Genomic DNA, 22,468 nt, shown 5'->3' with positions numbered 1-22,468 from the left:
GCCTGCGTTCGATGAAAGGCACACCCGATGGCATCCATGGAGCAGTTCGCTGCCGGCTTTCTTGAGGAACCCGGCTACCTCGACTACGCGCGGGTCGGCCCGATGTCTGCCGCCGTCACTCACGAGGCCGCGGCACAGATCGAGCTTCTGTCGCGGGCGCGCTTCGGCAGCTTGGCGACTCTGTTCACCCAGACCGAGCGCTTTCAGCAGGCTGCCGCGCTCACCACAGGATTTCGCCACGACCAAATCGTCTTTCAGCCCAACACGACAACCGGGCTGATGCATGCCATGTTCGGTCTCACCGGCGGCGGTGTGCTGCTCTCGGCCGGCGACTTTCCGAGTGGTCCATTTGCAGCCGTACGCGCGTCTGAGGCCCTGCATGTGGTTTCGCCCCTCTGGCTCGAGACCGATCACGGCCGGGTCACCCCGAATCAGGTGAAGCAGCAACTCACCGCGACGACCGCTGCGGTGGCCGTCTGCCTGGTCGACGCCCGCACTGGGTACGTCGCCGACCTCGAGGGAATCCGACAGGTCATCGGCGACCGGTTACTGATCGTCGACGCCATCCAGGGCTTCGGGGTGATTGACGCACCCTACGAACTGGCGGATGTCGTGGCATCCGGCGGTCAGAAATGGGCGCGGGCTGGCTGGGGCACGGGGTTCCTGGCGCTCAGCGACCGCGCTTTGGAACGGCTCACCCCCGTGTTCTCAGGGTTCGCCGGCACGGACGAGGACGAGGTCTGGGACGAGGTGGTGCCACCGAGCGACTCGGCCCGCGCATTCCAAGTGAGTAACCCCGACGCCATCGCGCTGGCACGGTTCTCGGCGGCCCTGGAAGAAATCAACGAGGTGGGTGTCGCAGCGATCGCCACCCAGGTGTCCGAGAACGTGACCCGATTGATCGACCTGGCGGACGAATTCACCGTGCCCGTCACCTCGTCGCGCGACGAGCGTGAGCGGGCCGGAATTGTCGTGCTGGAGCCGGTTCCCGAGCAGCTCACGCTGCTGACGGCGTCGCTGCACAACCACGGGGTCAGCACGACGACACGCCAGGGTACCGTTCGGCTGAGTGTGCACGCCCGGCTCGACGCCGAAACCGTTGAGATGCTGCGGGGTGCATTCACATCATTTTCGAGCGCTGCCACCTACTGAAGGCCAGGAAAATCTCGAATCTCTGGTGAACACGCGCGTGTCGTGAGCGAACTCGGATGTTCGAGTCGTAGCGTCGCAGTATCAGGTACAGCGCCTGATCGAGACGGCCACATAAGTACGGCTCGATATTCGCTTGTGGCCAGCTCGCCAACCAAATCCGTACCTCCGGGTACGGGGTGGGAGCGGTTGTGAATCAGACCAGTTCACGTGCAACGTCACAGGCCAGTTCAGGCGCCAGCCAGCTGGAACGCACCTATGTGCTCGATACTTCGGTGCTTCTGTCAGATCCCAAGGCGCTGTTTCGGTTCGCCGAACATGCCGTGGTGCTTCCGGTGGTCGTCATCGCAGAACTCGAGGCCAAGCGGAACGACCCGGAGATCGGCTATTTCGCGCGTCAGGCGTTGCGGATACTCGACGAATTACGCATCGAACACGAGCGGTTGGACTTTCCGATTCCGGTCGGCGAGGGTGGCACCCTGCGGGTCGAGTTGAATCATTCGAATATGAGCGTGTTGCCGTCGGGTTTGCAGCTGGGCGACAACGACTCACGCATCTTGGCTGTTGCGATGAACCTGGCGAGCGACGGGCTCAACGTGACCGTCGTGTCGAAAGACCTTCCTCTGCGGGTGAAGGCGGCGTCGATCGGGCTGGCCGCGGACGAGTACCGGCACGAACTTGCCGTCGACTCCGGCTGGACCGGTCTCGACGAGATCAGCCTGAGTTCCGAGCAGATCAACGAGCTCTACGACGCCGACAGGCTGCAGAGCCGGCTGGTGCAAGACATGCCGATCAATACGGGCCTGGTCATCCACTCGGAGCGCGGCTCGGCGCTCGGGCGGGTCACGGCACGGGGTGAATTCAAGCTGGTTCGTGGCGACCTCGAGGTCTTCGGGCTGCACGGGCGCTCCGCCGAACAGCGTCTGGCGATCGACATGCTGCTCGACCCCGAGATCGGAATTCTGTCGCTGGGAGGTCGAGCCGGCACGGGAAAGTCCGCGCTCGCCCTCTGCGCAGGTCTCGAGGCGGTGTTGGAGCGTGGCCAGCATCGCAAGATCATGGTGTTCCGCCCGCTCTACGCGGTGGGCGGTCAGGAGCTCGGCTACTTGCCCGGCGATCAGGGCGAGAAGATGAACCCCTGGGCGCAGGCGGTGTTTGACACGCTCGGCTCGGTCGTGTCGCCCAATGTGATCGAGGAGGTTCTCGATCGCGGCATTCTCGAGGTGCTGCCACTCACCCACATTCGGGGTCGCTCACTGCATGACGCGTTCGTGATCGTCGACGAGGCGCAGTCGCTGGAACGCAATGTGCTGCTCACCGTGCTCAGCCGGATCGGGCAGAACTCGAGGGTCGTACTGACCCACGACGTCGCGCAACGCGACAACCTGCGGGTCGGGCGCTATGACGGGGTCGCGTCGGTGATCGAGACGTTGAAGGGGCATCCGCTCTTCGCCCACATCACGCTGACGCGGTCGGAACGCAGCGCGATCGCCGCGCTCGTTAGCGAGGTCTTGGACGGTAACGAGCTGGCGTAGAGCGGATGCCGCAGGTACGCGGCCGCGTCGGCGTAGCGAAAACAGGCTGGATTGCTCGCTCTTCGAGGAGCGTACCTGTTTTCGCTACACGACCGACCCGTGGGGCCGGGCTACTTCGCGTGCGGCGGACGCGTCATGCTCAGCACGTCAAGCGCTGTGTCGAGCTGCTCGAGGGTGACCTCGCCACGCTCGACGAAACCGAGGTCGATCACGGCCTCACGCACGGTCATGCTCTGCTTCACGGAGTGCTTGGCTACCTTCGCTGCGGCCTCATAGCCGATCACGCGGTTGAGCGGCGTCACGATCGACGGCGACGACTCGGCCAGGGCACGAGCGCGGTCGATGTTGGCCTCGAGGCCATCGACGGTCTTGTCGGCAAGCACACGCGACGCGTTGGTGAGCAGACGGATCGACTCGAGCAGCGCGGTGCCCATCACCGGGATGGCCACGTTGAGCTCGAATGAACCCGACGCACCAGACCACGCGATGGTGGCATCGTTGCCGATCACACGCGAGGCGACCATGAGCACGGCCTCGGGAATGACCGGGTTGACCTTGCCAGGCATGATTGAGGATCCGGGCTGCAGATCGGGGATCGCGATTTCGCCGAGGCCGGTGTTTGGGCCGGAACCCATCCAGCGCAGATCGTTGCAGATCTTGGTCATGCTCACGGCGATGGTGCGCAGCGCACCGGATGCGTCGACGAGGCCGTCGCGGTTGGCCTGAGCCTCGAAGTGGTCCTTGGCCTCGGTGATCGGCAGCTCGGTCTCGGTGACGAGCAACTCGATCACAAGCTGCGGGAATCCGGCCGGGGTGTTGATGCCGGTGCCCACGGCGGTTCCGCCGAGCGGCACCTCGGCAACGCGGGGGAGCGCGGACTGCACACGCTCGATGCCGAGGCGAATCTGGCGGGCGTAGCCGCCGAACTCCTGTCCGAGCGTGACGGGTGTGGCATCCATCAGGTGGGTACGGCCGGCCTTGACGACCTCGGCCCAGAGCGTGGACTTGGTTTCGAGCGAGACGGCGAGGTGATCGAGTGCCGGAATCAGATCGTCGATGAGCGCACTCGTCACGGCGATGTGCACCGAGGTGGGGAAGACGTCGTTCGAGGACTGCGAGGCGTTCACGTGGTCGTTCGGGTGAACCGTCGAGCCGAGGCTCGCTGTGGCAAGGGTGGCCAGAACCTCGTTCATGTTCATGTTCGACGAGGTGCCACTGCCGGTCTGGTAGACGTCGATCGGGAACTGGTCGTCGTGCTTGCCCGAGATGACCTCGTCGGCAGCAGCAGAGATCGCATTGGCGATGGCGCCGTCGAGCACGCCGAGACGGGCGTTGGCCAGTGCGGCAGACTTCTTGATTCGAGCCAGCGCGGCGATCTGAGCCGACTCCAGCACACTGCCCGAGATCGGGAAGTTCTCGACGGCACGCTGGGTCTGAGCGCCATAGAGCGCATCGATCGGAACACGAACCTGACCCATCGTGTCGTGTTCGATCCGGTAACCGGTCTCTGCGGAGTTGTCCAGCACTGTATTTTCCCTCTCGGTTCTCTCTGCACGCTCTGCGCGTAGAGCCTTAAAAAACTAAATCGTGCCGACGACGATGTCGGCCTCGGCACGCCCCTCAAGCAATTTGTAATTCGCGCCGACGATAGCCAATGTACCGGCTGCCACGGCCTCACTGATCATCTCGGAACGTTCGAGCATCTCGGTGACGGTGTCGCGCAGGTGCTCGCGGCCCACGAGTCCCGCGTCGACGGTTTGCGAGTCGACCGGAGCGGCATCCGTTTGCCCGCTCACCCGGCGCACTGCCGGCACGATCTTCGAGATCAGCCGGGCGATATGGGGCGGCAGCGGGGTGGCGTCAGTTGCCTGCGAGTCGATCGCGGCGCGTACTGCCCCGCAGGAGTCATGGCCGAGCACGACGATGAGTGGAACGTGCAGCACGCCCACGGCGTATTCGAGCGAGCCGAGCACCGACGAGGAGATGACCTGGCCGGCGTTGCGGATGACGAACAGATCGCCCAGGCCCTTGTCAAAGATGATCTCGGCGGCGAGACGTGAGTCGCTGCAGCCGAACAGCGCCGCGTGCGGGGTCTGGTAGACCGCCAATTCTTCGCGCCGGTCCACATCTTGGCGGGGGTGATTAGGGGTTCCGTCGACGAAACGTTCATTGCCGCGCACCATTTCGCGCCACGCTTTGGCGGGGGTGGGCTGCACGTCGTTGGAGCTGCTACTGGGGGTCACCGGGTTCCGTTCGCTTGGATGTCGGGGGCGAGCACACTCGCCAACTCCCTGAATTCATCAGGTGTGGCCGTACCGACCAGCAGATAGGTGCTGGAGCCGGCCTCGGTGGTGAGGGCATAGTCGAAGTTACCGCGGTCTTTCGCTGCGGCAGTGTTGATGTAGACGTCCCACTTCACGCCGTCGACGGTCACGACATCACTCGCAGCCTGCTTCGACAGGGCGTTGGCCAGCCAGGTGGGGTTGGCATCGATCGCCTGAGTGAGACCGATGAACTGGTCTCTCGGGGTGAGTAGGCCGATATACCAGGATGCGACGTCATCGCTGCCTGAGCCGTGCCAGGTCGCTGCGTTCGCGCGCCAGCCGTCGGGCAGCGTCGGGTTCACGATGTGCTCGCTCTGGCCGGACTGCACCGAAGCAGCAATCTGGCTCACGTCGATGTCGCGCTCAATCGGGGTGTCGCTGCGCGGCACGATCAACACAATGACAAGCACTGTGACGACCGTGGCGATCAGCGAGAGCACCAGATTGTTCACGGTTTTGTGGGCTCGGTACTTGCGGGAGTTCTCCGTCAACCGGCTCGCCGTTTCGTCGGGAGTTTCGGGACGGCCGAGTTCGGCGACGACGCGCGGAGCCTTGGGTGCGCGACTCATTCGGCGCTGGCCGCCTGGTCGGCGCGCGCGGCCTGACCGGCCCGGGCCGCATCAAGACGAGCCTTGGCGCCGATCAGCCATTCCTCACAGCGGCTGGCGAGGGCCTCGCCGCGTTCCCAGAGGGCGAGGGACTCTTCGAGGGTGGACGCACCCTGCTCAAGTTCGTTGACGACGCGCACGAGCTCGTCGCGCGCCTGTTCGTAGCTGAGGGCGCCGATGGAGTCTGCAGACGTGGTCATGGTGTCCATTCTATTTCGAGCGTGAGGGGTCGGATGCCGCGGCCGCGGATGTGGGGCCGGCTGCGTCGCCGGCCGTGCTCCCCACCGAGGTCGCGTTCAGGCGTCCGTCGGCCAGATGCAGCAGGAACGCGGTGCCGTCGGGGGCCTGCTCCGGGGAGCGGAGCACCTGGCCGTCGGCACGCTGGGCGATGGCGTAGCCGCGGTCGAGCGTGCCCTGCGGTGACAGGGCGCGAAGTGCCCCCCGCAGCTCGCTGACCTGCGAACCGGCCCGTTCCAACAACCGGCCGGTGAGTTCGACTCCGCGGGCGACGTAGCGGGTGAGGTCTTCCGACCGGGAGTCGATGATCCAGTCGGCGCCGGCGAGCACCGGGCGGGTCCTCAGCTGGCCGATGCGATCGACTTCGTGCGAAATCAAGCCGGTCAAACGGCTGCCGAGGCGCGCACGGGCCTGCTGCACCCGATTGAGCTCGTCGGAGACGTCGGGAACGACGCGCTTGGCGGCATCCGTGGGGGTTGACGCGCGCAGATCGGCCACGTCGTCGAGCAGCGGGCGGTCGGCCTCATGGCCGATGGCGCTGACCAGGGGAGTGGTGCAGGCGGCTGCCGCGCGCACGAGAGTCTCGTCACTGAACGCGAGCAGATTCTGAAAGTCACCCCCGCCGCGGGCGACGATGATCACGTCGACCTCGGGATCGGCGTCGAGGCGTTGGATGGCCGCGGTCACTTCGCCGACGGCACGGTCGCCCTGCACGGCGGCGTAGGCGAGACGAAATTCGACGGCCGGCCAGCGCAGCTGGGCATTGCGGATGACGTCTTTCTCGGCATCGGAATCTTTGCCGGTGACCAGGCCGATGCAGTGGGGCAGAAACGGAAGCGGTTTTTTGCGGGAGGTATCGAAGAGTCCCTCTCCGGCGAGTTGTGTGCGCAGGCGCTCGAGTCGTTCGAGGAGGTCGCCGAGGCCGACATGGCGCAGCTCGAACACCTGCATGGTGAGCGTGCCGCCCTTGACCCAATAGTTGGGCTTCACGAGAGCAATCACCCGATCACCCTGCTTGAAATCGGCGCTGAGGCGCGACTTGACCGACGACCAGACGGTGAAGCTCACCGTGGCATCCTCGTTCAGGTCTTTGAGTTTGCCGTAGACGTTGCCGCCGCTGACCCCCCATTGCGTGATCTCGCCTTCGACCCAGGCGGTGCCGAGCCGTTCGATGTAACCGCGGATCTTCGCCGACAGCAGGCCGACTGGCCAGGGGGTGTCAACGGTGGGTGCGGCATCCGTTGTAACGGCCTCGCTCATCACAGCCTCCTTCTGGGGGACTCTCAGGTGTGCGCAACATAGACTGAGGGCGTGACCATTAGCTCTCATTCGCCTGTCATCGGCCTCGGTATGCCTCGGATTCCGAGCCGGCGCAACAGGCTCAAGGATACCCCCGTCGTCGGACTCAAAAAGGTGCTGCTCGCGGCGCCGCGCGGATACTGCGCTGGAGTCGACCGGGCGGTGATCGCTGTCGAAAAGGCACTTGAGCATTACGGTGCCCCGGTCTATGTGCGTAAGCAGATCGTGCACAACATTCATGTGGTCACCGAGCTCGAGGCGAAGGGCGCCATCTTCGTCGAGGAGGTCGATGAGGTTCCCACCGGCTCGCACCTGGTCTTCAGCGCCCACGGAGTCTCTCCCGCCGTCGTGAACGCGGCCGCGGAGCGTGGCCTCCAAGCCATCGATGCCACCTGCCCGCTGGTCACGAAGGTGCACCGCGAGGCCGTGCGTTTCGCGCGCGACGACTACGAAATCTTGTTGATCGGCCACGAGGGCCATGAAGAAGTCGAAGGCACCGCCGGGGAAGCACCCGAGCACACCACGATTGTCGGCAGCCCCGACGAAGCAGACACCATCGTCGTTCGTAACCCAAACCGAGTCGTCTGGCTCTCACAGACCACGCTCAGCGTGGACGAAACCATGGAGACTGTGCGGCGTCTCCGCGCTCGGTTCCCGAACCTGCAGGATCCGCCCAGCGACGACATTTGCTACGCCACTCAGAATCGCCAGGTGGCGATCAAGAAGGTCGCGAGAGATTCCGACCTCGTGATCGTCGTCGGCTCGGCGAACTCCTCGAACTCGGTGCGCCTGGTCGAGGTGGCGCTTGAATATGGCGCCAAGGCGGCCTACCGGGTGGATTACTCCAGCGAGGTCAAACAGGAGTGGCTCGACGGCGTGAACACGGTTGGCGTGACGAGTGGGGCATCTGTGCCGGACGAACTCGTGCAAGAACTGCTCGCCGACCTCGCCGACGCCGGGTATCGAGATGTGCAGGAGGTCAAAACCGCCGAGGAAGACCTGATCTTCTCGCTGCCGAAGGAACTCCGGACGGGGCGTTCTGGCAAGCAGGATCCGCGGGCTCTCGGGGGCCGTACCAGCGCCGAGCCTGCGGGCACCGGCTGCAACGACTAACTCGACCCATTCTTGATTCTTTGATTCTTTGATTCTTTGATTCTTTGATTCTTTGATTCTTTGATTCTTTGATTCTTGATCGCGAGAGTGCAATTGTTGTTGCTTCACGCTTCGTGAGGCAACAACAACTGCACTCTCGCGGTGGGTTAAGAGTGAGTTGAGACGGTCGGATGAGGCGGCGAGGGCACCGATGACGGGCACCGGGGGACGGCGGCGCCTACGGGCGGCTGTAGAACTGGAGCAGCGTCGGATCCGTCGTCAAAATGATCGACAGAAACACGAAGACCACAACGAATGACACGAAGCCCCCGATGATGGGGAGGTAGAACGCCCGGCGGTGACGGGTGAGCAGCAGCACCGTGAACCCGATGGTGAGCACCCAGACAGCCCACACCGCGATGATTCCCGCGGTGATCAATTCCGGCACGACCGCGGCGGCCTGATAGGTGCCGAGTCCTTCCTGCGTATAGAGCATCTGCACCGCGTCGGGCACCGCCTGCAGGATACCCACCGTCATGAACGTGCCGACCAGACCGAGCAGGAGCAGTCCGTAGGTGACCGGACGGTCCCAGGTCGGCAGTGCCTTCTTCGATCCAGTGCGGCCCACCGGCACCAGCGGAGGTGCCGGCACTGGTGGCTGCTGCCGGGCCGCACCGTGCGGATGGGTCGACTCCGCACGCTGGCTCGAACCCGTGATGTCGCTTCCAGCGTGCGGGTTCGCCCCCGGGGGCGGAGTCCAACTCCACCCCTCAGGGGCAAGCTCGCCGTATTGCGGACGAGGCCGCTGGGGTCGTGGCGCAGCAGTCGCGTCGTCGCCAGCCGGCGGGGTTGCCGGGTTGTCGGCCATCGTCATCCTTGGTTCTAGCTGTTCGAGTGCCCGGCGGAGCCGAGCTGGCGGGTGGATTCGACGACGCGTGCGGCCATCGCCGACTCGGCGACCTTGCCCCAGGCGCGCGGGTCGTAGAGCTTCTTGTTGCCCACTTCACCGTCGACCTTGAGCACGCCGTCGTAGTTCTTCAGCATGTAGTCGGCGACCGCACGCGTGAAGGCGTACTGCGTGTCGGTGTCGATGTTCATCTTCACGACGCCGTTGGCGACGGCTTCGGCGATCTCGGCATCCGTCGAGCCGGATCCGCCATGGAAGACGAGGTCGAGCGGCTTGACGCTGGTGCCGTACTTCGCGGCAAGTCCGTCCTGGATGTCCTTGAGGAGTTCCGGGCGCAGCTTCACATTGCCGGGCTTGTACACACCGTGCACGTTGCCGAAGGTGAGCGCGGCCATGTAGCGGCCGTTGTCGCCGAGGCCCAGGGCCTCAACCATCGCGATTGCATCGTCGAGGGTCGTATAGAGGTTGTCGTTGATGTCGTGGCTGACACCGTCTTCTTCGCCGCCGACGACGCCGATTTCGACCTCAAGGATGGCGTTGATGGCGCGGGTGCGCTTGAGCATCTCGGTGGCGATCTCAAGGTTCTCAGCCAGCGGCACCGACGAGCCATCCCACATGTGCGACTGGAAGATCGGGTTACGGCCCGCCTTCACCTCGTCTTCGGATGCAGCGATCAGGGGCATGACGAAGTCATCGAGCGCGCCCTTGGGGCAGTGGTCGGTGTGCAGGGCGACGGTGATCGGGTAGTTGTCGGCAACGGAGTGCACGAAGCGGGCGAATGCGAGCGCACCAGAGGCGCGGTTCTTCACGGTGTGGCCGGCAAAGTAGTCGGCGCCACCGGTGGTGACCTGGATGATGCCATCGGAGCCAGCCTCCGTCAGCCCCTGCAGCACCGCATTGATTGACTGGGACGAGGACACGTTGAAAGCCGGGTAGGCGAATCCCTTGTCTTTGGCCTTGTTCAGCATCTCGGCGTACTGGTCTGGGGTTGCGATGGGCATTGCTTCTCCTCTGAAATGCGGGCTGGGCTGCCTGATCAGGCTAGATGCCTCAAGTCTATTGACTGTGTGAGTCCCCTGCCTGCCGCTGTGCGTCAGGATGGAGAGATGCAACGACTCTTCCTGGACAATGCGGCTGTTCATAGCCTGCTTGCGGTGACCACGGATGCCGCACTCGCGGCCCACGGTCATGTCGGGCGCGGCGACAAGATTGCCGTCGACGGCGCAGCCGTGCAGGCTATGCGAACTGCGTTTGACCGCGTCGATGTGGCTGCTGTTGTCGTGATCGGCGAGGGGGAGAAGGACGAGGCTCCCCTGCTGTTTGCGGGGGAGCGGCTCGGAACCGGTCGGGGGCCCGCCCTCGACGTGGCGGTCGACCCCGTCGACGGAACTCGGCTGGCCGCGCAGAATCTGCCGGATGCGGTTGCCGTTCTGGCCGTTGCGCCGGCCGGCGCCTTCTTCGATCCGGGCCCGGTGTTTTACCTGGAGAAGCTCGTCACGAGCGGGAACGCAGGACGACTGTCTCTGAGCCGTCCGCTCACCGAGAACCTGCACGAGCTCGCCCGAGCGCTCGACAAGCCGCTCGCCGAGGTGCGCGTCGCCGTACAGTCCCGGCCGCGCAATCAGCGCTACATCGACGAAGCCACGGCCGTCGGCGCCCGAGTGCTCCAGTTCGCCGACGGGGACGTGGCCGTGGCGTTGCGTGCCGCACGCGTCGACGGCGACATCGACCTGCTGATCGGCATCGGCGGATCGCCCGAGGGGGTGCTCACCTCCGCAGCCGTGCGGGCCGTGAACGGTCACATGGAGGCGCGACTGGCGCCGCAGCATCCGGCAGAAATTGCACGTGCTCGGTCGGCTGGATTATCGACGGAACGCATCCTCGACCTCGACGACCTGATCGATGGCGACGGGTACTTTTTTCTCACCGCAATCACGGATGGTGACGTGCTCGCGGGAGTCTCAGTCGTCGATTCGGCGGGGCGCGGGACGACGGCGACGACGGATTCCTGGGTTATCGACCCGCACCGGGGAATCCGACGCTTCACGCTTACCCGGCAGAGGGGGTAAGCGCGCGGACGGGTAGGCTGGCCGTGGCGGCACTGGGAATCCAGCGTCGGCCCAGCGTCGGGTTCTGCCACTGCGCTCGGTCTCGCCGCTCTGCCACACGACTCGTCCGGGAAGGACCATTTAGTGACCAGCATCGATTCAGCCAACCTGTTCGAACACCCCGATCGCAACCTGGCGATGGAGTTGGTGCGCGCAACGGAGGCCGCAGCCATACGCGCAGTTCCGTTCATTGGCCGGGGTGATAAAAATGCCGCGGACGGTGCTGCCGTCGACGCGATGCGCAAGTTTCTGGGCACCGTCAACTTTGACGGTGTCATCGTCATCGGTGAGGGCGAGAAGGACGACGCCCCGATGCTCTTCAACGGTGAGCGGGTTGGCAACGGCCGAGGCCCGGCCTGTGACATCGCCGTCGACCCGATTGACGGAACGAGCCTGACCGCGACCGGACGCCAGAACGCGATTTCCGTGATCGCGGTTTCAGACCGTGGCACCATGCTCGACGCATCCTCGGTCTTCTACATGGACAAGATCGTCACCGGCAGCGCCGGTCACGGCGTGGTCAGCCTTGATCAGCCGATCGGCGACAACATTCGTGAACTCGCCAAGGCCCTCGGTAAGTCGGTCGGTGATTTGAGCATCGCGGTTCTGGACCGCCCCCGCCACGAAGGTCTGATCGACGAGATTCGCTCCGCCGGAGCCGGAACGCGACTGCTGCTTGACGGCGATGTCGCCGGCGGCATCAACGCCGCCCGCTATGAGTCACGCATCGACATGTGCGTGGGCATCGGTGGCAGCCCCGAGGGAATCACCACCGCCTGCGCATTGAAGGCACTGGGCGGCTTCATGCAGGGTCGTCTGGCACCGGGCAGCGACGTCGAGCGGACTAACGCGCTGGCGGCCGGACTCGACGTGAACAAGCTTCTCGAGATCGACGATCTGGTCAGCGGAAACAACACGTTCTTCGTGGCGACCGGTGTGACGGATGGCGGACTCGTCGACGGTGTGCGTCGCAAGGGCCCGATGATTCGCACCGAGAGCATCGTGCTGCGTTCGCACTCCGGTACCGTGCGCCGCGTCGTGGCCGAGCACCTCGCGTCGAAGTGGCTGTAGCGGCCTGAAGATCCGTTCTCAGACTCGTTGATCGGGCGACTCGTTGATCGGGCGACTCGTTGATCGGGCGACTCGTTGATCGAGCGACCCGTTGATCGAGCGTGTCGAGATCAGATCGCCCGGTCTCGACAGGCTCGACCAGCGGAACGTGGTGACCTGCTGATCGAGCTCGTCGAGATCATGTGGTGTGTCGGTTGGCTCGATTAGTGGGAGATCCGCTGATCGAGCTCGTCGAGATCACCCTGCGTGGCCTCGAGCTCAGCGCTGAGCTCTGGGTCGACAAAGCCCGGGTCGACGAAGCCCGGGTCGACAAAGCCCGGGTCGACAAACTCTGGGGCGACGAGGAGACGCGGTGTGTCTTCGATGCCCACGAGCGGCGCGAGCACCTTCGACTCGTCGAGCGCGTTGAGCTTGCGCGCCGTCGGCAGCACTTGGCGTTCCATGGAACCGACGAAACCGTTGTAGTCCTTCACCGTGCGCTCGATGGAGCGGCCGAGTTTTTCGATGTGCGTGGCCGTTGTCGCCAGGCGCGAATAGAGCTCGCGGCTGAGGTCGAACAACACCTGGGCGTCGTGGGTGAGTACGTCTTGTTGCCAGCTGAAGGCCACGGTCTTCAGCACCGACCAGAGAGTGACGGGCGACGACAGGGCCACCCGCTTGCTGAATGCGAACTCCATGATCGAGGGGTCGGCCTCCAATGCTGACGACACCAGCGACTCGCTCGGGATGAACGCAATCACGAGTTCGGGGGAGGCATCGAGCCCCTGCCAGTAGGCCTTGCTGCCGAGCGTGGTGATGTGGTCGCGCACCGCCTTCACATGAGCCTTCATGAGTTCGGCGCGTTTGACGCCCTCCAGCCCGGTCGCCGAAGCCGGAATCTGGCTGGCTTCGAGGTAAGCGTTGAACGGAACCTTCGCATCGACGGCAATGTTCTTGCCCCCGGGCAGGTGCACGACCATGTCGGGGCGTCCCGCACCGGCATCCGACGTGATGCTCGACTGCAGGTCGAAGTCGACCCGCTCGATCAACCCGGCGGCCTCGACCACGCTGCGAAGCTGGGTCTCACCCCACACTCCGCGGGTGCTGTTCGAGCGCAGGGCGGAAGCGAGCGACTCGGCCGTGCTGCGCAGGCGTTCCTCCGATTCGGTGGCCGAACGCAGCTGCTGACTCAGCTCACCGTGCTGCACGCTGCGCTGCGCCTCAAGCTCGGTGACCTTCTTCTGCATGTCGTGCAAGCTCTCTCTCACCGGGGCGAGTGCCTGCAGCACCTTGCTCTCGGTGCGCTCCTGCTCGGTGCGGGCCTCCTGCTCGGCGCGCTGACGCTCGGCGAGTTCGCGATACTGCTGCTGGGCAACCTGCACCTGCTGGCGCAGCGCATCGGAGGTGGCCTGCACCGAGGCGAGTTCTTCACGCAGCACCGAGGAGACGGCGGTCTCGCGGGCGTGCAGTTCGGCGAGGGCAAGCTGATGCCGCGACTCGATCACAGCCGGGTCGTCGACGAACGAATGCGCGGCGCCGCGGCGCTGCAGAATGACGACGGCCACGAGCGCTCCAACGAGCGCGCCGATGAGAAGACCAAGAAAGAGGCTGAGCAATGGATCCATGAAGTTATCCTTGCAGCGGCCACCGACAGAGCTGCCGCGGCGGCACCGCGAGTTACCGCAGATTGCCCCATAACCCGTGGGCGAGGGGCGAATTGTGGCAATTCACGATCGATCCGGGCGCAGATACGTACTCAGCGCGCGGATGCGTGGGGCGGGTGCGTGGCACGGGTGCGTGGGGCGGGTGCGACGCGCTTCCGGAGATACCCGGGCGGGTCAGTTCAGCGCCATCGGGCCGTGCGTCGAGGCCTGTTCTTTGGTGGCGATCGGCCCGATCGCGCCGACCTTGACCCGGGTAATGTGAGCGAGCTGCTCCAGATTCAAGGCCGAGTGCCGCTTGGCCGCGTCGATCATGATCGCCGCGCAGGCCTCCGCGTCGGCGAGGGCGTCGTGGTGCGCGAAGTCTTCGAATCCCGCGGCCATCGCGGCCACCGGCAGGCGGTAGGAGTCGAGGTGGTAGGTGCGGCGGGCTACCTGCAAGCTGCAGACGTAGTTGAAGTTGGGCACCTCGAGGCCGACGACCTGGGTCGCCTTCGAAATCACGCCGAGGTCGAAGCCCGCGTTGTGGGCGACGAGGTGGTCCCCGCCGGCAAAGGCCACCAAGTACGGCAGCTGTTTCGCCCAGGTGGGCGCCTTCTCAACGTCTTCAGGACGGATGCCGTGAATCTTAATATTCCATTCCTGGAATGCATCGTGGCCGGCCGGCGGCCGGATCAGCCAGTTCGCCGTGTCGACGACTTTGCCGTCGCGCACCTTCACCAGGCCGACCGAGCACGCCGACGCGCTCGAGGAGTTGGCGGTTTCAAAGTCAATGGCGGTGAAGTTCAAAGGCACGTCTTCATGTTCTCACGCATGGCTGACAGTGTTCTTACCGATCCGGCCACCTCCGGGCGGCGAAGCCGGTACGATTGACCCTCGTGGCTCTCACTATTGCAATCGTCGGTCTGCCCAATGTCGGCAAGTCCACCCTCTTCAACGCTCTCACCAAGAACAACGTGCTCGCGGCGAACTACCCGTTCGCCACGATCGAGCCGAACGTCGGTGTGGTGAACCTGCCCGACAAGCGCCTGGGCGCCCTCGCCGAAGTTTTCGGCAGCGAGCGTCTGCTGCCCGCCCCGGTGTCGTTCGTCGACATCGCCGGCATCGTGCGCGGCGCCAGCGAGGGCGAAGGCTTGGGTAACAAGTTCCTAGCGAACATCCGTGAGGCGGATGCAATCGCCCAGGTCATCCGGGGATTCGCCGACCCTGACGTGGTGCACGTTGACGGCGCGGTCAACCCGGCCAGTGACATGGAGACCATCAACACCGAGCTGATCCTCGCCGACCTGCAGACCCTCGAGAAGGCCGTCGCGCGCTTCGAGAAAGAGGTCAAGGGGCGCAAGGCCGAACCGATCGTGCTCGAGACCGCCAAGAAGGCGCAGGAGTTCCTCGACGCCGGTAAGCCGCTATCTGCTTCGACCATCGACCTGGAGCCCATCAAGGAACTCGGTCTGCTGACCGTCAAACCGTTCATCTACGTGTTCAACGTCGACGAGGCCGTGCTGCAGGATGCCGAGAAGCTCGCAACCCTGTCGGCTCTCGTCGCGCCGGCCCACGCCGTCTTCCTCGATGCCAAGCTCGAGTCGGAGCTCGCCGAGCTCGACGACGAGGATGCTGCCGAGATGCTCGCCTCCACCGGCCAGTCCGAGAGCGGTCTCGATCAGCTCGCCCGCATCGGCTTCGATACCCTCGGCCTGCAGACCTACCTGACCGCCGGTCCGAAAGAGACCCGCGCCTGGACGATCCCGAAGGGTGCCACCGCGCCGCAGGCTGCCGGTGTCATTCACACCGACTTCCAGAAGGGCTTCATCAAGGCCGAGATCATCTCGTTCGAGGACCTGATCGAGACCGGTTCGGTTGCCGAGGCCCGGGCCAAGGGCAAGGCCCGCATGGAGGGCAAGGAATACGTCATGCAGGATGGCGACGTGGTTGAGTTCCGCTTCAACGTATAGCCACTCGCGCTTCTCAACCGGCCCCGTCTGCTTCGGCAGACGGGGCCGGTTCTGCGTGTGTCGGTTGTTCGCGTTGTGGGGGCAGTGAGTTCGGTGGTATCCGACTCCCCGCACTCGACGTGATGTTCCGTGTCGGTGGTGCGCGGCACAGTGTGAATATGGATACGAAGACTATTACTGAAGAAGCCGAGCAGATTCTCCGCGATGCGGCAGAAACGATGTCTGCTCCTCGAGGCGGCGAATGCCTCGTCTGTTTTGTCATTCGTCAACTCGATGAATTTGGGTGCGATAACAGCCATCGATTCGTTCTGCGCTACCGCGAACGTTGTGCGCCGCGAGCCTCCTCGCTTCTGACGCGATTGTCTGACATGGGAGCCTGCTGTTGCGATTGCGAGCTCACTCTCAACGCTTACGATCTGCACGACTCGCTGTGGAAGCCGAGGCAGGGGAACCTCGATTCCGACGGCGATGATGAGGTGCGCGATCGTGAATGGCCTGAGGAGATGCCTCCCTGCCAGGGTGTGCGCCGCGGATCCACTCAACCGTGCGCTAACTGGGTTCGGCGCCGCCGCTGGTGACGAACGTGATGTTCACTGAACGACCATGATTCACGCTGAGGTCGAATAGCGACTTTGTAGACAACGAGCGGGGCTCGCGTTCCTCTGGCGGTAGCGCCTTGAGAGTGACGCAGGACTAACTGGGAAGTTTTGCACAATGGCCAATTCCAGCGAGTTCTCGACCTCCTGCAACGCGCTGTAGAGTTCGTGACGAACGCGGCGGCGTCCAATCGCGGGTTCGCGTACATGATCGGTGAGGACCGCGTTGACTGTCTCCGTGCGAAGCTCTTACAGACACGGTCCGTGGGCGAGCTAGATCCGTTTGCAGGGCTCGTTGGGGCGTCGCGCAGTCGTCGAATGACCGTGCCCGCGCCGGCGACTGGAGCGCGTCCCGGTAGGCTTTCGAGCGACCCTACCCGCCGTCATCACCGCTGAAGGAACTCACAATGCCCGTCATCGCAATCATCGGAGCTGGACCGGGACTCGGAGCAGCGGTTGCTCGTAAGTTCGGACGCGAGGGGTTCGCGGTCGCCCTGGTTTCGAGGGACCAACCGAAGCTCGACGCTCTAGCCGCGGAGCTCGAAGCGGATGGCGTGACCGCCCGTGGTTACGCTGCCGACGTGCTAGAACCGGCTGAGCTCGAGGCCGCGCTCGCGCGTGCCGCAGCCGAGTTGGGTCCGATCACGACGCTGCAGTACAGCCCTCTGCCGTCGCGCGACTACCTGAAGCCGGTGCTCGATTTGGTTCCCGAGCTGGCACTGGAAGCGCTGCAGTTCTCAGCGCTCGGTCTCATCCATGCAGTGCGCACCGTGCTGCCGGCAATGCGTGAGACAGGGGACGGCAGCATCATCCTGATTAACGGCGGGACCTCGGTGAAGGCACGCGCCGGTTTCGCCGGAACATCGCTTGCCTTTCCGGCCGAAAGCGCCTACGGCGAGATGCTTCACGAAGCGCTCGAGGATGAGGGTGTCCGCGTCCGTCAGCTCGTCATTCCGGGAGGCATTCCCAAGCTTCAGCTGCCCAACGGCATCGACGATGTCGCCGCTCGCATCTGGGAGATCCACGCCACCGCTGGTCCCTTTCGCACGATGCTCATTCCGCTCGAGGACGGCAGGGAGTAGCGAGCGTCTGCGCCTCACCACGCTGCTGGCTCGACTGGCTGCGGGTCGGTGGCTGCGGGTCGGTTGCTGCGGGTCGGTGGCAGCGAGCACTGCGGCGGCCCGAGCGAGGCTGGACCCGTCAGCCTCACAATCGCAACCGAGGAACGCCGGAATTGATAGCCGCCAGATGGTTATCTGGGACGAAACCCCTGGATTTCCGTTTCAACGGTTAGCGTGCTGAGTCTCTAGGCGCTGGGCTACCTGCCCGCAAGTCATCTACGATCGACCCATGACGAATCTTCAGGGCGCGGTTGTTCTGGTCGTCGGCGCGACCGGCGGGCTCGGCTCGCGGATCGCCGCTCAGCTGGAGAGCAACGGCGCCATCGTTGTCCGGTCATCACAGTCTGCGGGGCATGACCTCCGCGCACCCTCCGTGATTCGAGAGGTGCTCGATGCCACGAATTCGCAGCACGGGCGTCTCGACGGGCTCGTGGTCGCGTCGGGGGTCGTCGCCTTCGGCGCCGCATCCGACCTTGATTCTGCCACCGTGGAAGAACTCTTCGCGGTCAACACGATGAGCGCGATCCAGCTCATCACCCAGAGCGAGCCCTACCTCGCGGCCTCGGCACGTGATGGCCGAGAGCCCTTCGTCGTCACTCTCAGCGGTGTTGTCGCTGAGACACCCGTCGCCGGTCTGGCAGCATATTCGGCGTCGAAAGCGGCGCTCGCCGCCTTCGTTGTTGCCGCGGCGCGCGAGTATCGTCGCGCGGGCATCCGAATCGTGGATGCTCGCCCCGGCCACACGGCCACCGCACTATCCGAGCACCCGATCGCCGGGTCGGCGCCGCGATTCGGAGCGGCTCTGGACCCAGACCTCGTGGCAGCGCGGATCATCACTGCGATCGTCGAGGGCGAAAAGGATCTGCCCAGCTCTGCTTTCTAGGTGCGGTCGAGATGCTGAGACTGATCGCTGAACGGTAAAGAAGCACAACGCTGAGGAGCCAGATGGATACCGACGTGATCGTGATCGGAGCAGGTCTTGCGGGCCTCCAATGCGCACGTCGTGCCGAGCGTTCAGGGCACAGCGTCATCGTCCTCGAGTCGGAAGCAACCATCGGAGGCCGTGTGCGGACCGACAGCGTGGATGGCTTCTTGTGCGATCGCGGCTTTCAGCTGCTGAACCCGGCGTACCCGGCGGTGCGTGACTGGATCGACGTGCCGGCGCTCGGGCTGCAGAAGTTCGGTGTTGGAGTTGTGGTTCGCACGGGCGAGACAAGCACCACTCTCGCGCATCCACTCCGGCATCCACGATTCGCCCTCGAAACCCTGCGCAGCGAGCTCACCCCGAGGTCTGACCTGGTCGCTCTTGCACGGTGGCTTGGGCCGACTCTGCTGCGACCGTCGAGGGCATCCCACGCCGCGCGCGACCAGACGCTCCACGAGTCGCTCGACGAGGCCGGGCTCACCGGTCGGTTCCGACGCGACGTGCTTGACACTTTCCTGGCCGGGGTCCTTGCCGACAGCACCGGCACGAGCTCCGCGAATTATGTGCGCCTGCTGATGCGCTATTTTGCTCTCGGCGCCCCCGGGCTCCCGCGCGCCGGAATGCAGGCGTTGCCCGAGCAGATGGCTGCCTCGCTTGCCGAACCGGTGCGGCTGGGCGCCGCGGCCCGAACCGTGCGGGAAGCGCCCGGCGGCATCGAGGTTACGACGGATCATGAGACGATCCGCGGACGCATCGCGGTGGTGGCCGTCGGCCCTGCGGATGTCGCTGAACTCACCGACCTCCCCGCGCCGGCCACTCACGGCCTGACTACCTGGTGGTTCCGGGCCACGGACAGGCCGCAGGCGCAGCCGCCGGGCGTGCTGTCGGGCGGACCGTTTTTGATGCTGGACGCCACCCGACCCGGAGGTGGGCCCGCCGGGTCGATCTGGAACGCTGCCGTGATCTCTGACGTCGCTCCGTCGTACGCACCGCCCGGAGAGACACTCGTTCAGGCGACGACGTTGCTGGACCGGCCCGATGGTCTTGCGGGAGAGGGCGATGTGCGCCGTGACCTCGAGCGCCTCTACCGGACCTCCACTCGGCACTGGGAGGTGCTCGTCCACCACGTCGTGCCCCACGCGCTTCCGGCCCAGCCACCACCCTTGGGGGATCGCCGCCCGCGATGGACGGGCGATCGGGTGCTCGTGACGGGCGACCACCGGGGGACCGGCTCCATTCAGGGTGCGCTCGTCGCCGGCGACCGCGCAGCCCGGGCGGTCATTGATCTCCTCGCTCAGCTGTGACAGGTTATGACGGATGCCGCCCGGCTCCTCCCAGTTCAGGTATCACCCCTCCGGAACCGTTCCCACCTGGTTCGCCGGCGCCCCCACCACGATTGCCCCCGCCGCGGCATCCTTCGTGACGACCGCTCCCGCGCCCACCACCGTACCCGCGCCGATCGTCACACCGGGCAACACCCTCACGTTTGCCGCCCACCACACACCCCGGCCGATTACGACGCGAGCCGGATGCATGTCGGCCCGTCGATCGACGGCCTCAATGACGTGGACAGATGGGCGCTGCTCACCGGGTGGTATCGCGTGCGCCGTGACGCGGCCACACCTCTCGATATGCTCGACATGCTCGACTTTCGGTCGGCGTGCAAGATTTACCGCACACGTGACACATTCAGGGTGTGACAATCGACAGCACCACAGCAGCCGCCGATGCGAGCGAGGAGAGTGCGATGCCTGAGGGCACCGATCTTCCTCTGACGCACCCCGCCCCCGACGCGCGCGCAGAAGCCGCCTGGTTCACCGCCGCGGTGCATGAGCATTCGACCGCTCTCGTGCGCTATTTCGCTCGCCGCGGGCCACGCCAGGATGCGGAGGATCTCGCCGCCGAGGTGTTCGCCGTCGCGTGGCGCCGACGCGACGACGTTCCGCGCGAGGCCGTTCTACCGTGGCTCTATCGCACCGCCGGGTTCACGCTCGCAAACCACCGACGCAAACTCGTCGACCTGCCCGTCGACGCGGTTCCGGAGACGGGCTTGGTGCGGGTGCGCGAGCATCCTGAACTAAGCGCGTTGTTCGACGCCGAGCTGCGCGGGGCACTCGCCAGCGTCGGAGAGCGTGACCGCCAGATTCTTCTCCTGCACGCGTGGGAGGGCCTCGACGGCGCAGAACTCGCCGACGCGCTCGGGATCTCCCGTTCCGGGGCGGATGCCGCACTCTCACGTGCGCGCAAACGGCTGCGAGACGCGTGGCACGAGCGCCTGACGTTCTAACGGCGCGTGCAAGATTCGCGCCGCACCAGACATATCCGTAGAAGAACAGCACTGACGGAGGGAAATCGCCATGAACGACGATAAGAACCACGACGACGTGAACCACGACCTGAGCAGCGACGAGAACGTCGACATGACAAGCGACCCGGTCGCTCGACTGCGCGCGGCAGACCCGGCGGCAGCAGTCGAGCCCCGCGCCGGGTTCGCGGAGGACGTGGTCGCCGGAACGCTCCGGTATGCCTCGGATGAGTCTGCACCCGCATCTGCACGCGAGTTCGCATCCGTGTCTGCACCCGACTCGGTGACGGAGCTGGCGTCGATCACCGATCTGAGCGCCGAACGTGCACGCCGGCGCCCGCGCTGGTTGCCGTTGGTGGCGGTCGCCGCATCACTCGCCCTCGTGGGTGGTGCCGGCTTCGGTCTGGGTGCCGCTCGGGGAGCGGCGACGAACACCGCAGACGGCGCTGCCCCGCCCATCTCGATGCAGGGTCTCGCCGCCCAGAGCGGTTCGGGCCCCGGCGGTTCGGGCCCCAACGGTGCCGGGTTCAACGGCGCAATGCGGGGCGACGGTGCCAACGTCGCCGGCTCGGCCGGTTCATCGGCCAAAATGATGGCGGGCGGGGTGTCAGACATGATGTATCCGTGGGCATCCGGCCGCAACACGTTCAGTGCATCGGGACTCTCCACGACCGCCGGCACGGCGCGCGGGTACGCCTTCGATGCGCGCTCGGCCTCGACCGCTGACAGGGTGGCGGCGCTCGCCGCAGGCTTCGGGATCGAGGGCACGCCGGAGTTGAAGGACGGCGCCTGGACGGTGGGGTCGAACGACGGCACCGCGCCTTTCCTCTCGGTCAACCTCGATGGACTGCTCAGCTTCTACTACACAAACCCCCTGATCAACCCGTGGGACTGCCCGACCGATGACACAGGGAACACTCCGTGCGAGCCGCCGGCCACATTGCCGGCCAGCGACGCGGCGATCGCTGCTCTGCGCACGATCGTTACCTCGGCGGGCAGCGATGCGGGCGCGTTCGAGTTCGGCTCTGAGACGTACGAGGGCTCATTCACCCGCACGGCCCAGGCCTGGCCGGTCGTGAACGGACAGCGCATCGACCAGTCCTGGAATCTCGATCTGACCGAGGCTGGAATCTACAGCGTCTCCGGGGCGCTCGCCGATATCGTGAGCCTGGGCGACTACGCCCTCGTCAGTGAACAGCAGGGCTTCGAGCGGCTGTCCGATCCCCGATTCGGCGCCCAGATGACGGCCTGGCCGGCTGTCATGCGCGCCCAGACCGACACCGAACCTGCCCCGTGGGTACCTCCGACCGAAGCACCCGCGACGCCGGTGGCCGGCACGCAGCTCTCGTGGCCCGTGAACGCCGTGCACATCGTCAGCGCCCGGCTCGGCCTCACGACCCAGTGGCAGCCCGACGGCAGCATCCTCGTCGTTCCCGCGTACGAATTCACGGATGCCGATGGCGGCACCTGGTCGGTCATCGCCGTGGCCGACGCCAAGCTCGACTTCGCCACGAAGTAGAACGCGGCATCCGTGTCGTTCGCGGCATCCGTGTCGCTCGCGGCCCACGTTGAGGAAGCCGGACCATGAGTAATCATGGT

Annotated in this window: 22 protein-coding genes; 12 read left to right on the top strand and 10 right to left on the bottom strand. The window is 65.2% G+C overall.

Annotation, left to right across the window (positions count from 1 at the left end):
* The first annotated feature begins 27 nt into the window (after positions 1 to 27).
* Complete coding sequence (locus HNR05_RS08000) at positions 28 to 1,152, top strand: aminotransferase class V-fold PLP-dependent enzyme (protein ID WP_179578526.1); 1,125 nt, start codon at positions 28 to 30, stop codon at positions 1,150 to 1,152.
* Between the two features lie 188 nt (positions 1,153 to 1,340).
* Positions 1,341 to 2,684, top strand: a complete 1,344-nt coding sequence (phoH2, locus tag HNR05_RS07995) for an RNA 5'-3' helicase PhoH2 (protein WP_425485076.1) — start codon at positions 1,341 to 1,343, stop codon at positions 2,682 to 2,684.
* A 110-nt stretch (positions 2,685 to 2,794) separates the two neighbouring features.
* On the opposite strand, the gene HNR05_RS07990 is transcribed toward phoH2, so the two are convergent.
* Genes HNR05_RS07990 through xseA form a run of 5 tightly spaced genes read right to left on the bottom strand, consistent with a single transcriptional unit; the run spans position 2,795 to position 7,113 of the window.
* On the bottom strand, positions 2,795 to 4,210 hold the full coding sequence (locus tag HNR05_RS07990) for an aspartate ammonia-lyase (RefSeq protein WP_179578525.1): 1,416 nt from the start codon (positions 4,208 to 4,210) through the stop codon (positions 2,795 to 2,797).
* A 54-nt stretch (positions 4,211 to 4,264) separates the two neighbouring features.
* Positions 4,265 to 4,867 carry a carbonic anhydrase gene (locus HNR05_RS07985; RefSeq protein ID WP_179580699.1) on the bottom strand — a complete coding sequence of 201 codons (603 nt, stop codon included), beginning with the start codon at positions 4,865 to 4,867 and terminating at the stop codon, positions 4,265 to 4,267.
* A 56-nt stretch (positions 4,868 to 4,923) separates the two neighbouring features.
* Positions 4,924 to 5,577, bottom strand: coding sequence for a DUF4245 domain-containing protein (locus HNR05_RS07980; RefSeq protein ID WP_179578524.1), 654 nt, complete (start codon positions 5,575 to 5,577; stop codon positions 4,924 to 4,926).
* Positions 5,574 to 5,825 (bottom strand): exodeoxyribonuclease VII small subunit, encoded by a 252-nt coding sequence (locus tag HNR05_RS07975; RefSeq protein WP_425485075.1) that lies wholly within the window; start codon positions 5,823 to 5,825, stop codon positions 5,574 to 5,576. The genes HNR05_RS07980 and HNR05_RS07975 overlap by 4 nt, the downstream gene beginning before the upstream one ends.
* Before the next feature lies 1 nt (position 5,826).
* Positions 5,827 to 7,113: an exodeoxyribonuclease VII large subunit gene (gene xseA / locus HNR05_RS07970; protein WP_179578522.1), complete on the bottom strand. Its 1,287-nt coding sequence runs from the start codon at positions 7,111 to 7,113 to the stop codon at positions 5,827 to 5,829.
* A 90-nt stretch (positions 7,114 to 7,203) separates the two neighbouring features.
* On the opposite strand from xseA, the gene HNR05_RS07965 reads away from it, so the two are divergent.
* A complete protein-coding gene (locus HNR05_RS07965) occupies positions 7,204 to 8,265 on the top strand; it encodes a 4-hydroxy-3-methylbut-2-enyl diphosphate reductase (RefSeq protein ID WP_179580697.1) in 1,062 nt (353 codons plus the stop codon).
* A gap of 217 nt (positions 8,266 to 8,482) precedes the next feature.
* Here HNR05_RS07965 and HNR05_RS07960 read toward each other — a convergent pair whose 3' ends face one another.
* Both HNR05_RS07960 and fbaA read right to left on the bottom strand, forming a co-directional pair.
* Positions 8,483 to 9,112, bottom strand: coding sequence for a DUF6264 family protein (locus HNR05_RS07960; protein WP_179578521.1), 630 nt, complete (start codon positions 9,110 to 9,112; stop codon positions 8,483 to 8,485).
* Positions 9,113 to 9,126: 14 nt separating this feature from the next.
* The gene (fbaA, locus tag HNR05_RS07955; protein ID WP_179578520.1) at positions 9,127 to 10,152 is read right to left on the bottom strand and encodes a class II fructose-bisphosphate aldolase; all 1,026 of its coding nucleotides are present in this window, start codon (positions 10,150 to 10,152) and stop codon (positions 9,127 to 9,129) included.
* Between the two features lie 105 nt (positions 10,153 to 10,257).
* Between fbaA and glpX (HNR05_RS07950) the strand changes: the two genes are divergently transcribed.
* Together glpX (HNR05_RS07950) and glpX (HNR05_RS07945) are read left to right on the top strand one after the other, a co-directional pair.
* Positions 10,258 to 11,220 carry a class II fructose-bisphosphatase gene (gene glpX / locus HNR05_RS07950; RefSeq protein WP_179578519.1) on the top strand — a complete coding sequence of 321 codons (963 nt, stop codon included), beginning with the start codon at positions 10,258 to 10,260 and terminating at the stop codon, positions 11,218 to 11,220.
* A 177-nt stretch (positions 11,221 to 11,397) separates the two neighbouring features.
* The gene (glpX, locus tag HNR05_RS07945) at positions 11,398 to 12,330 is read left to right on the top strand and encodes a class II fructose-bisphosphatase (protein WP_179580695.1); all 933 of its coding nucleotides are present in this window, start codon (positions 11,398 to 11,400) and stop codon (positions 12,328 to 12,330) included.
* A 203-nt stretch (positions 12,331 to 12,533) separates the two neighbouring features.
* On the opposite strand, the gene HNR05_RS07940 is transcribed toward glpX (HNR05_RS07945), so the two are convergent.
* Both HNR05_RS07940 and HNR05_RS07935 read right to left on the bottom strand, forming a co-directional pair.
* Positions 12,534 to 13,934 (bottom strand): DNA recombination protein RmuC, encoded by a 1,401-nt coding sequence (locus tag HNR05_RS07940; protein WP_179578518.1) that lies wholly within the window; start codon positions 13,932 to 13,934, stop codon positions 12,534 to 12,536.
* A gap of 213 nt (positions 13,935 to 14,147) precedes the next feature.
* On the bottom strand, positions 14,148 to 14,765 hold the full coding sequence (locus tag HNR05_RS07935; RefSeq protein WP_179578517.1) for an exonuclease domain-containing protein: 618 nt from the start codon (positions 14,763 to 14,765) through the stop codon (positions 14,148 to 14,150).
* Positions 14,766 to 14,848: 83 nt separating this feature from the next.
* Here HNR05_RS07935 and ychF point away from each other — a divergent pair, with 83 nt between their 5' ends.
* From ychF to HNR05_RS07910, 5 genes are all read left to right on the top strand, one after another.
* The gene (gene ychF, locus HNR05_RS07930) at positions 14,849 to 15,922 is read left to right on the top strand and encodes a redox-regulated ATPase YchF (protein ID WP_179578516.1); all 1,074 of its coding nucleotides are present in this window, start codon (positions 14,849 to 14,851) and stop codon (positions 15,920 to 15,922) included.
* Positions 15,923 to 16,080: 158 nt separating this feature from the next.
* Entirely contained in the window at positions 16,081 to 16,500 is a 420-nt protein-coding gene (locus tag HNR05_RS07925) for a DUF2695 domain-containing protein (RefSeq protein ID WP_179578515.1), read from the top strand.
* Positions 16,501 to 16,925: 425 nt separating this feature from the next.
* On the top strand, positions 16,926 to 17,600 hold the full coding sequence (locus HNR05_RS07920; protein ID WP_179578514.1) for an SDR family NAD(P)-dependent oxidoreductase: 675 nt from the start codon (positions 16,926 to 16,928) through the stop codon (positions 17,598 to 17,600).
* Positions 17,601 to 17,868: 268 nt separating this feature from the next.
* Positions 17,869 to 18,522, top strand: coding sequence for an SDR family NAD(P)-dependent oxidoreductase (locus HNR05_RS07915; RefSeq protein WP_179578513.1), 654 nt, complete (start codon positions 17,869 to 17,871; stop codon positions 18,520 to 18,522).
* Positions 18,523 to 18,584: 62 nt separating this feature from the next.
* On the top strand, positions 18,585 to 19,868 hold the full coding sequence (locus tag HNR05_RS07910; RefSeq protein WP_179578512.1) for a flavin monoamine oxidase family protein: 1,284 nt from the start codon (positions 18,585 to 18,587) through the stop codon (positions 19,866 to 19,868).
* A gap of 42 nt (positions 19,869 to 19,910) precedes the next feature.
* Here HNR05_RS07910 and HNR05_RS07905 read toward each other — a convergent pair whose 3' ends face one another.
* The gene (locus HNR05_RS07905; protein WP_179578511.1) at positions 19,911 to 20,099 is read right to left on the bottom strand and encodes an LbetaH domain-containing protein; all 189 of its coding nucleotides are present in this window, start codon (positions 20,097 to 20,099) and stop codon (positions 19,911 to 19,913) included.
* Between the two features lie 161 nt (positions 20,100 to 20,260).
* Here HNR05_RS07905 and HNR05_RS07900 point away from each other — a divergent pair, with 161 nt between their 5' ends.
* Positions 20,261 to 20,851: an RNA polymerase sigma factor gene (locus HNR05_RS07900; RefSeq protein ID WP_343062515.1), complete on the top strand. Its 591-nt coding sequence runs from the start codon at positions 20,261 to 20,263 to the stop codon at positions 20,849 to 20,851.
* A 70-nt stretch (positions 20,852 to 20,921) separates the two neighbouring features.
* Positions 20,922 to 22,388 (top strand): hypothetical protein, encoded by a 1,467-nt coding sequence (locus tag HNR05_RS07895; protein WP_179578510.1) that lies wholly within the window; start codon positions 20,922 to 20,924, stop codon positions 22,386 to 22,388.
* Positions 22,389 to 22,468 lie beyond the last annotated feature (80 nt).

It is taken from the genome of Leifsonia psychrotolerans, assembly GCF_013410665.1.
Lineage (GTDB): Bacteria > Actinomycetota > Actinomycetes > Actinomycetales > Microbacteriaceae > Cryobacterium > Cryobacterium psychrotolerans_A.
Note: the sequence above shows the minus strand (reverse complement) of the source record. Positions and strands in the feature narration are given on the sequence as shown.

Excerpts from the sequence above, each read along its gene's own strand:
- fbaA (WP_179578520.1), bottom strand. The coding sequence starts at position 10,152 with ATGCCCATCGCAACCCCAGACCAGTACGCCGAGATGCTGAACAAGGCC.
- HNR05_RS07925 (WP_179578515.1), top strand. The coding sequence starts at position 16,081 with ATGGATACGAAGACTATTACTGAAGAAGCCGAGCAGATTCTCCGCGAT.
- HNR05_RS07915 (WP_179578513.1), top strand. The coding sequence starts at position 17,869 with ATGACGAATCTTCAGGGCGCGGTTGTTCTGGTCGTCGGCGCGACCGGC.
- HNR05_RS08000 (WP_179578526.1), top strand. The coding sequence starts at position 28 with ATGGCATCCATGGAGCAGTTCGCTGCCGGCTTTCTTGAGGAACCCGGC.
- HNR05_RS07960 (WP_179578521.1), bottom strand. The coding sequence starts at position 9,112 with ATGGCCGACAACCCGGCAACCCCGCCGGCTGGCGACGACGCGACTGCT.
- HNR05_RS07920 (WP_179578514.1), top strand. The coding sequence starts at position 16,926 with ATGCCCGTCATCGCAATCATCGGAGCTGGACCGGGACTCGGAGCAGCG.
- HNR05_RS07905 (WP_179578511.1), bottom strand. The coding sequence starts at position 20,099 with ATGCATCCGGCTCGCGTCGTAATCGGCCGGGGTGTGTGGTGGGCGGCA.
- HNR05_RS07940 (WP_179578518.1), bottom strand. The coding sequence starts at position 13,934 with ATGGATCCATTGCTCAGCCTCTTTCTTGGTCTTCTCATCGGCGCGCTC.
- HNR05_RS07980 (WP_179578524.1), bottom strand. The coding sequence starts at position 5,577 with ATGAGTCGCGCACCCAAGGCTCCGCGCGTCGTCGCCGAACTCGGCCGT.
- HNR05_RS07910 (WP_179578512.1), top strand. The coding sequence starts at position 18,585 with ATGGATACCGACGTGATCGTGATCGGAGCAGGTCTTGCGGGCCTCCAA.
- HNR05_RS07895 (WP_179578510.1), top strand. The coding sequence starts at position 20,922 with ATGAACGACGATAAGAACCACGACGACGTGAACCACGACCTGAGCAGC.
- glpX (WP_179578519.1), top strand. The coding sequence starts at position 10,258 with ATGCAACGACTCTTCCTGGACAATGCGGCTGTTCATAGCCTGCTTGCG.
- HNR05_RS07965 (WP_179580697.1), top strand. The coding sequence starts at position 7,204 with ATGCCTCGGATTCCGAGCCGGCGCAACAGGCTCAAGGATACCCCCGTC.
- HNR05_RS07975 (WP_425485075.1), bottom strand. The coding sequence starts at position 5,825 with ATGGACACCATGACCACGTCTGCAGACTCCATCGGCGCCCTCAGCTAC.
- xseA (WP_179578522.1), bottom strand. The coding sequence starts at position 7,113 with ATGAGCGAGGCCGTTACAACGGATGCCGCACCCACCGTTGACACCCCC.
- glpX (WP_179580695.1), top strand. The coding sequence starts at position 11,398 with ATGGAGTTGGTGCGCGCAACGGAGGCCGCAGCCATACGCGCAGTTCCG.
- HNR05_RS07985 (WP_179580699.1), bottom strand. The coding sequence starts at position 4,867 with ATGGTGCGCGGCAATGAACGTTTCGTCGACGGAACCCCTAATCACCCC.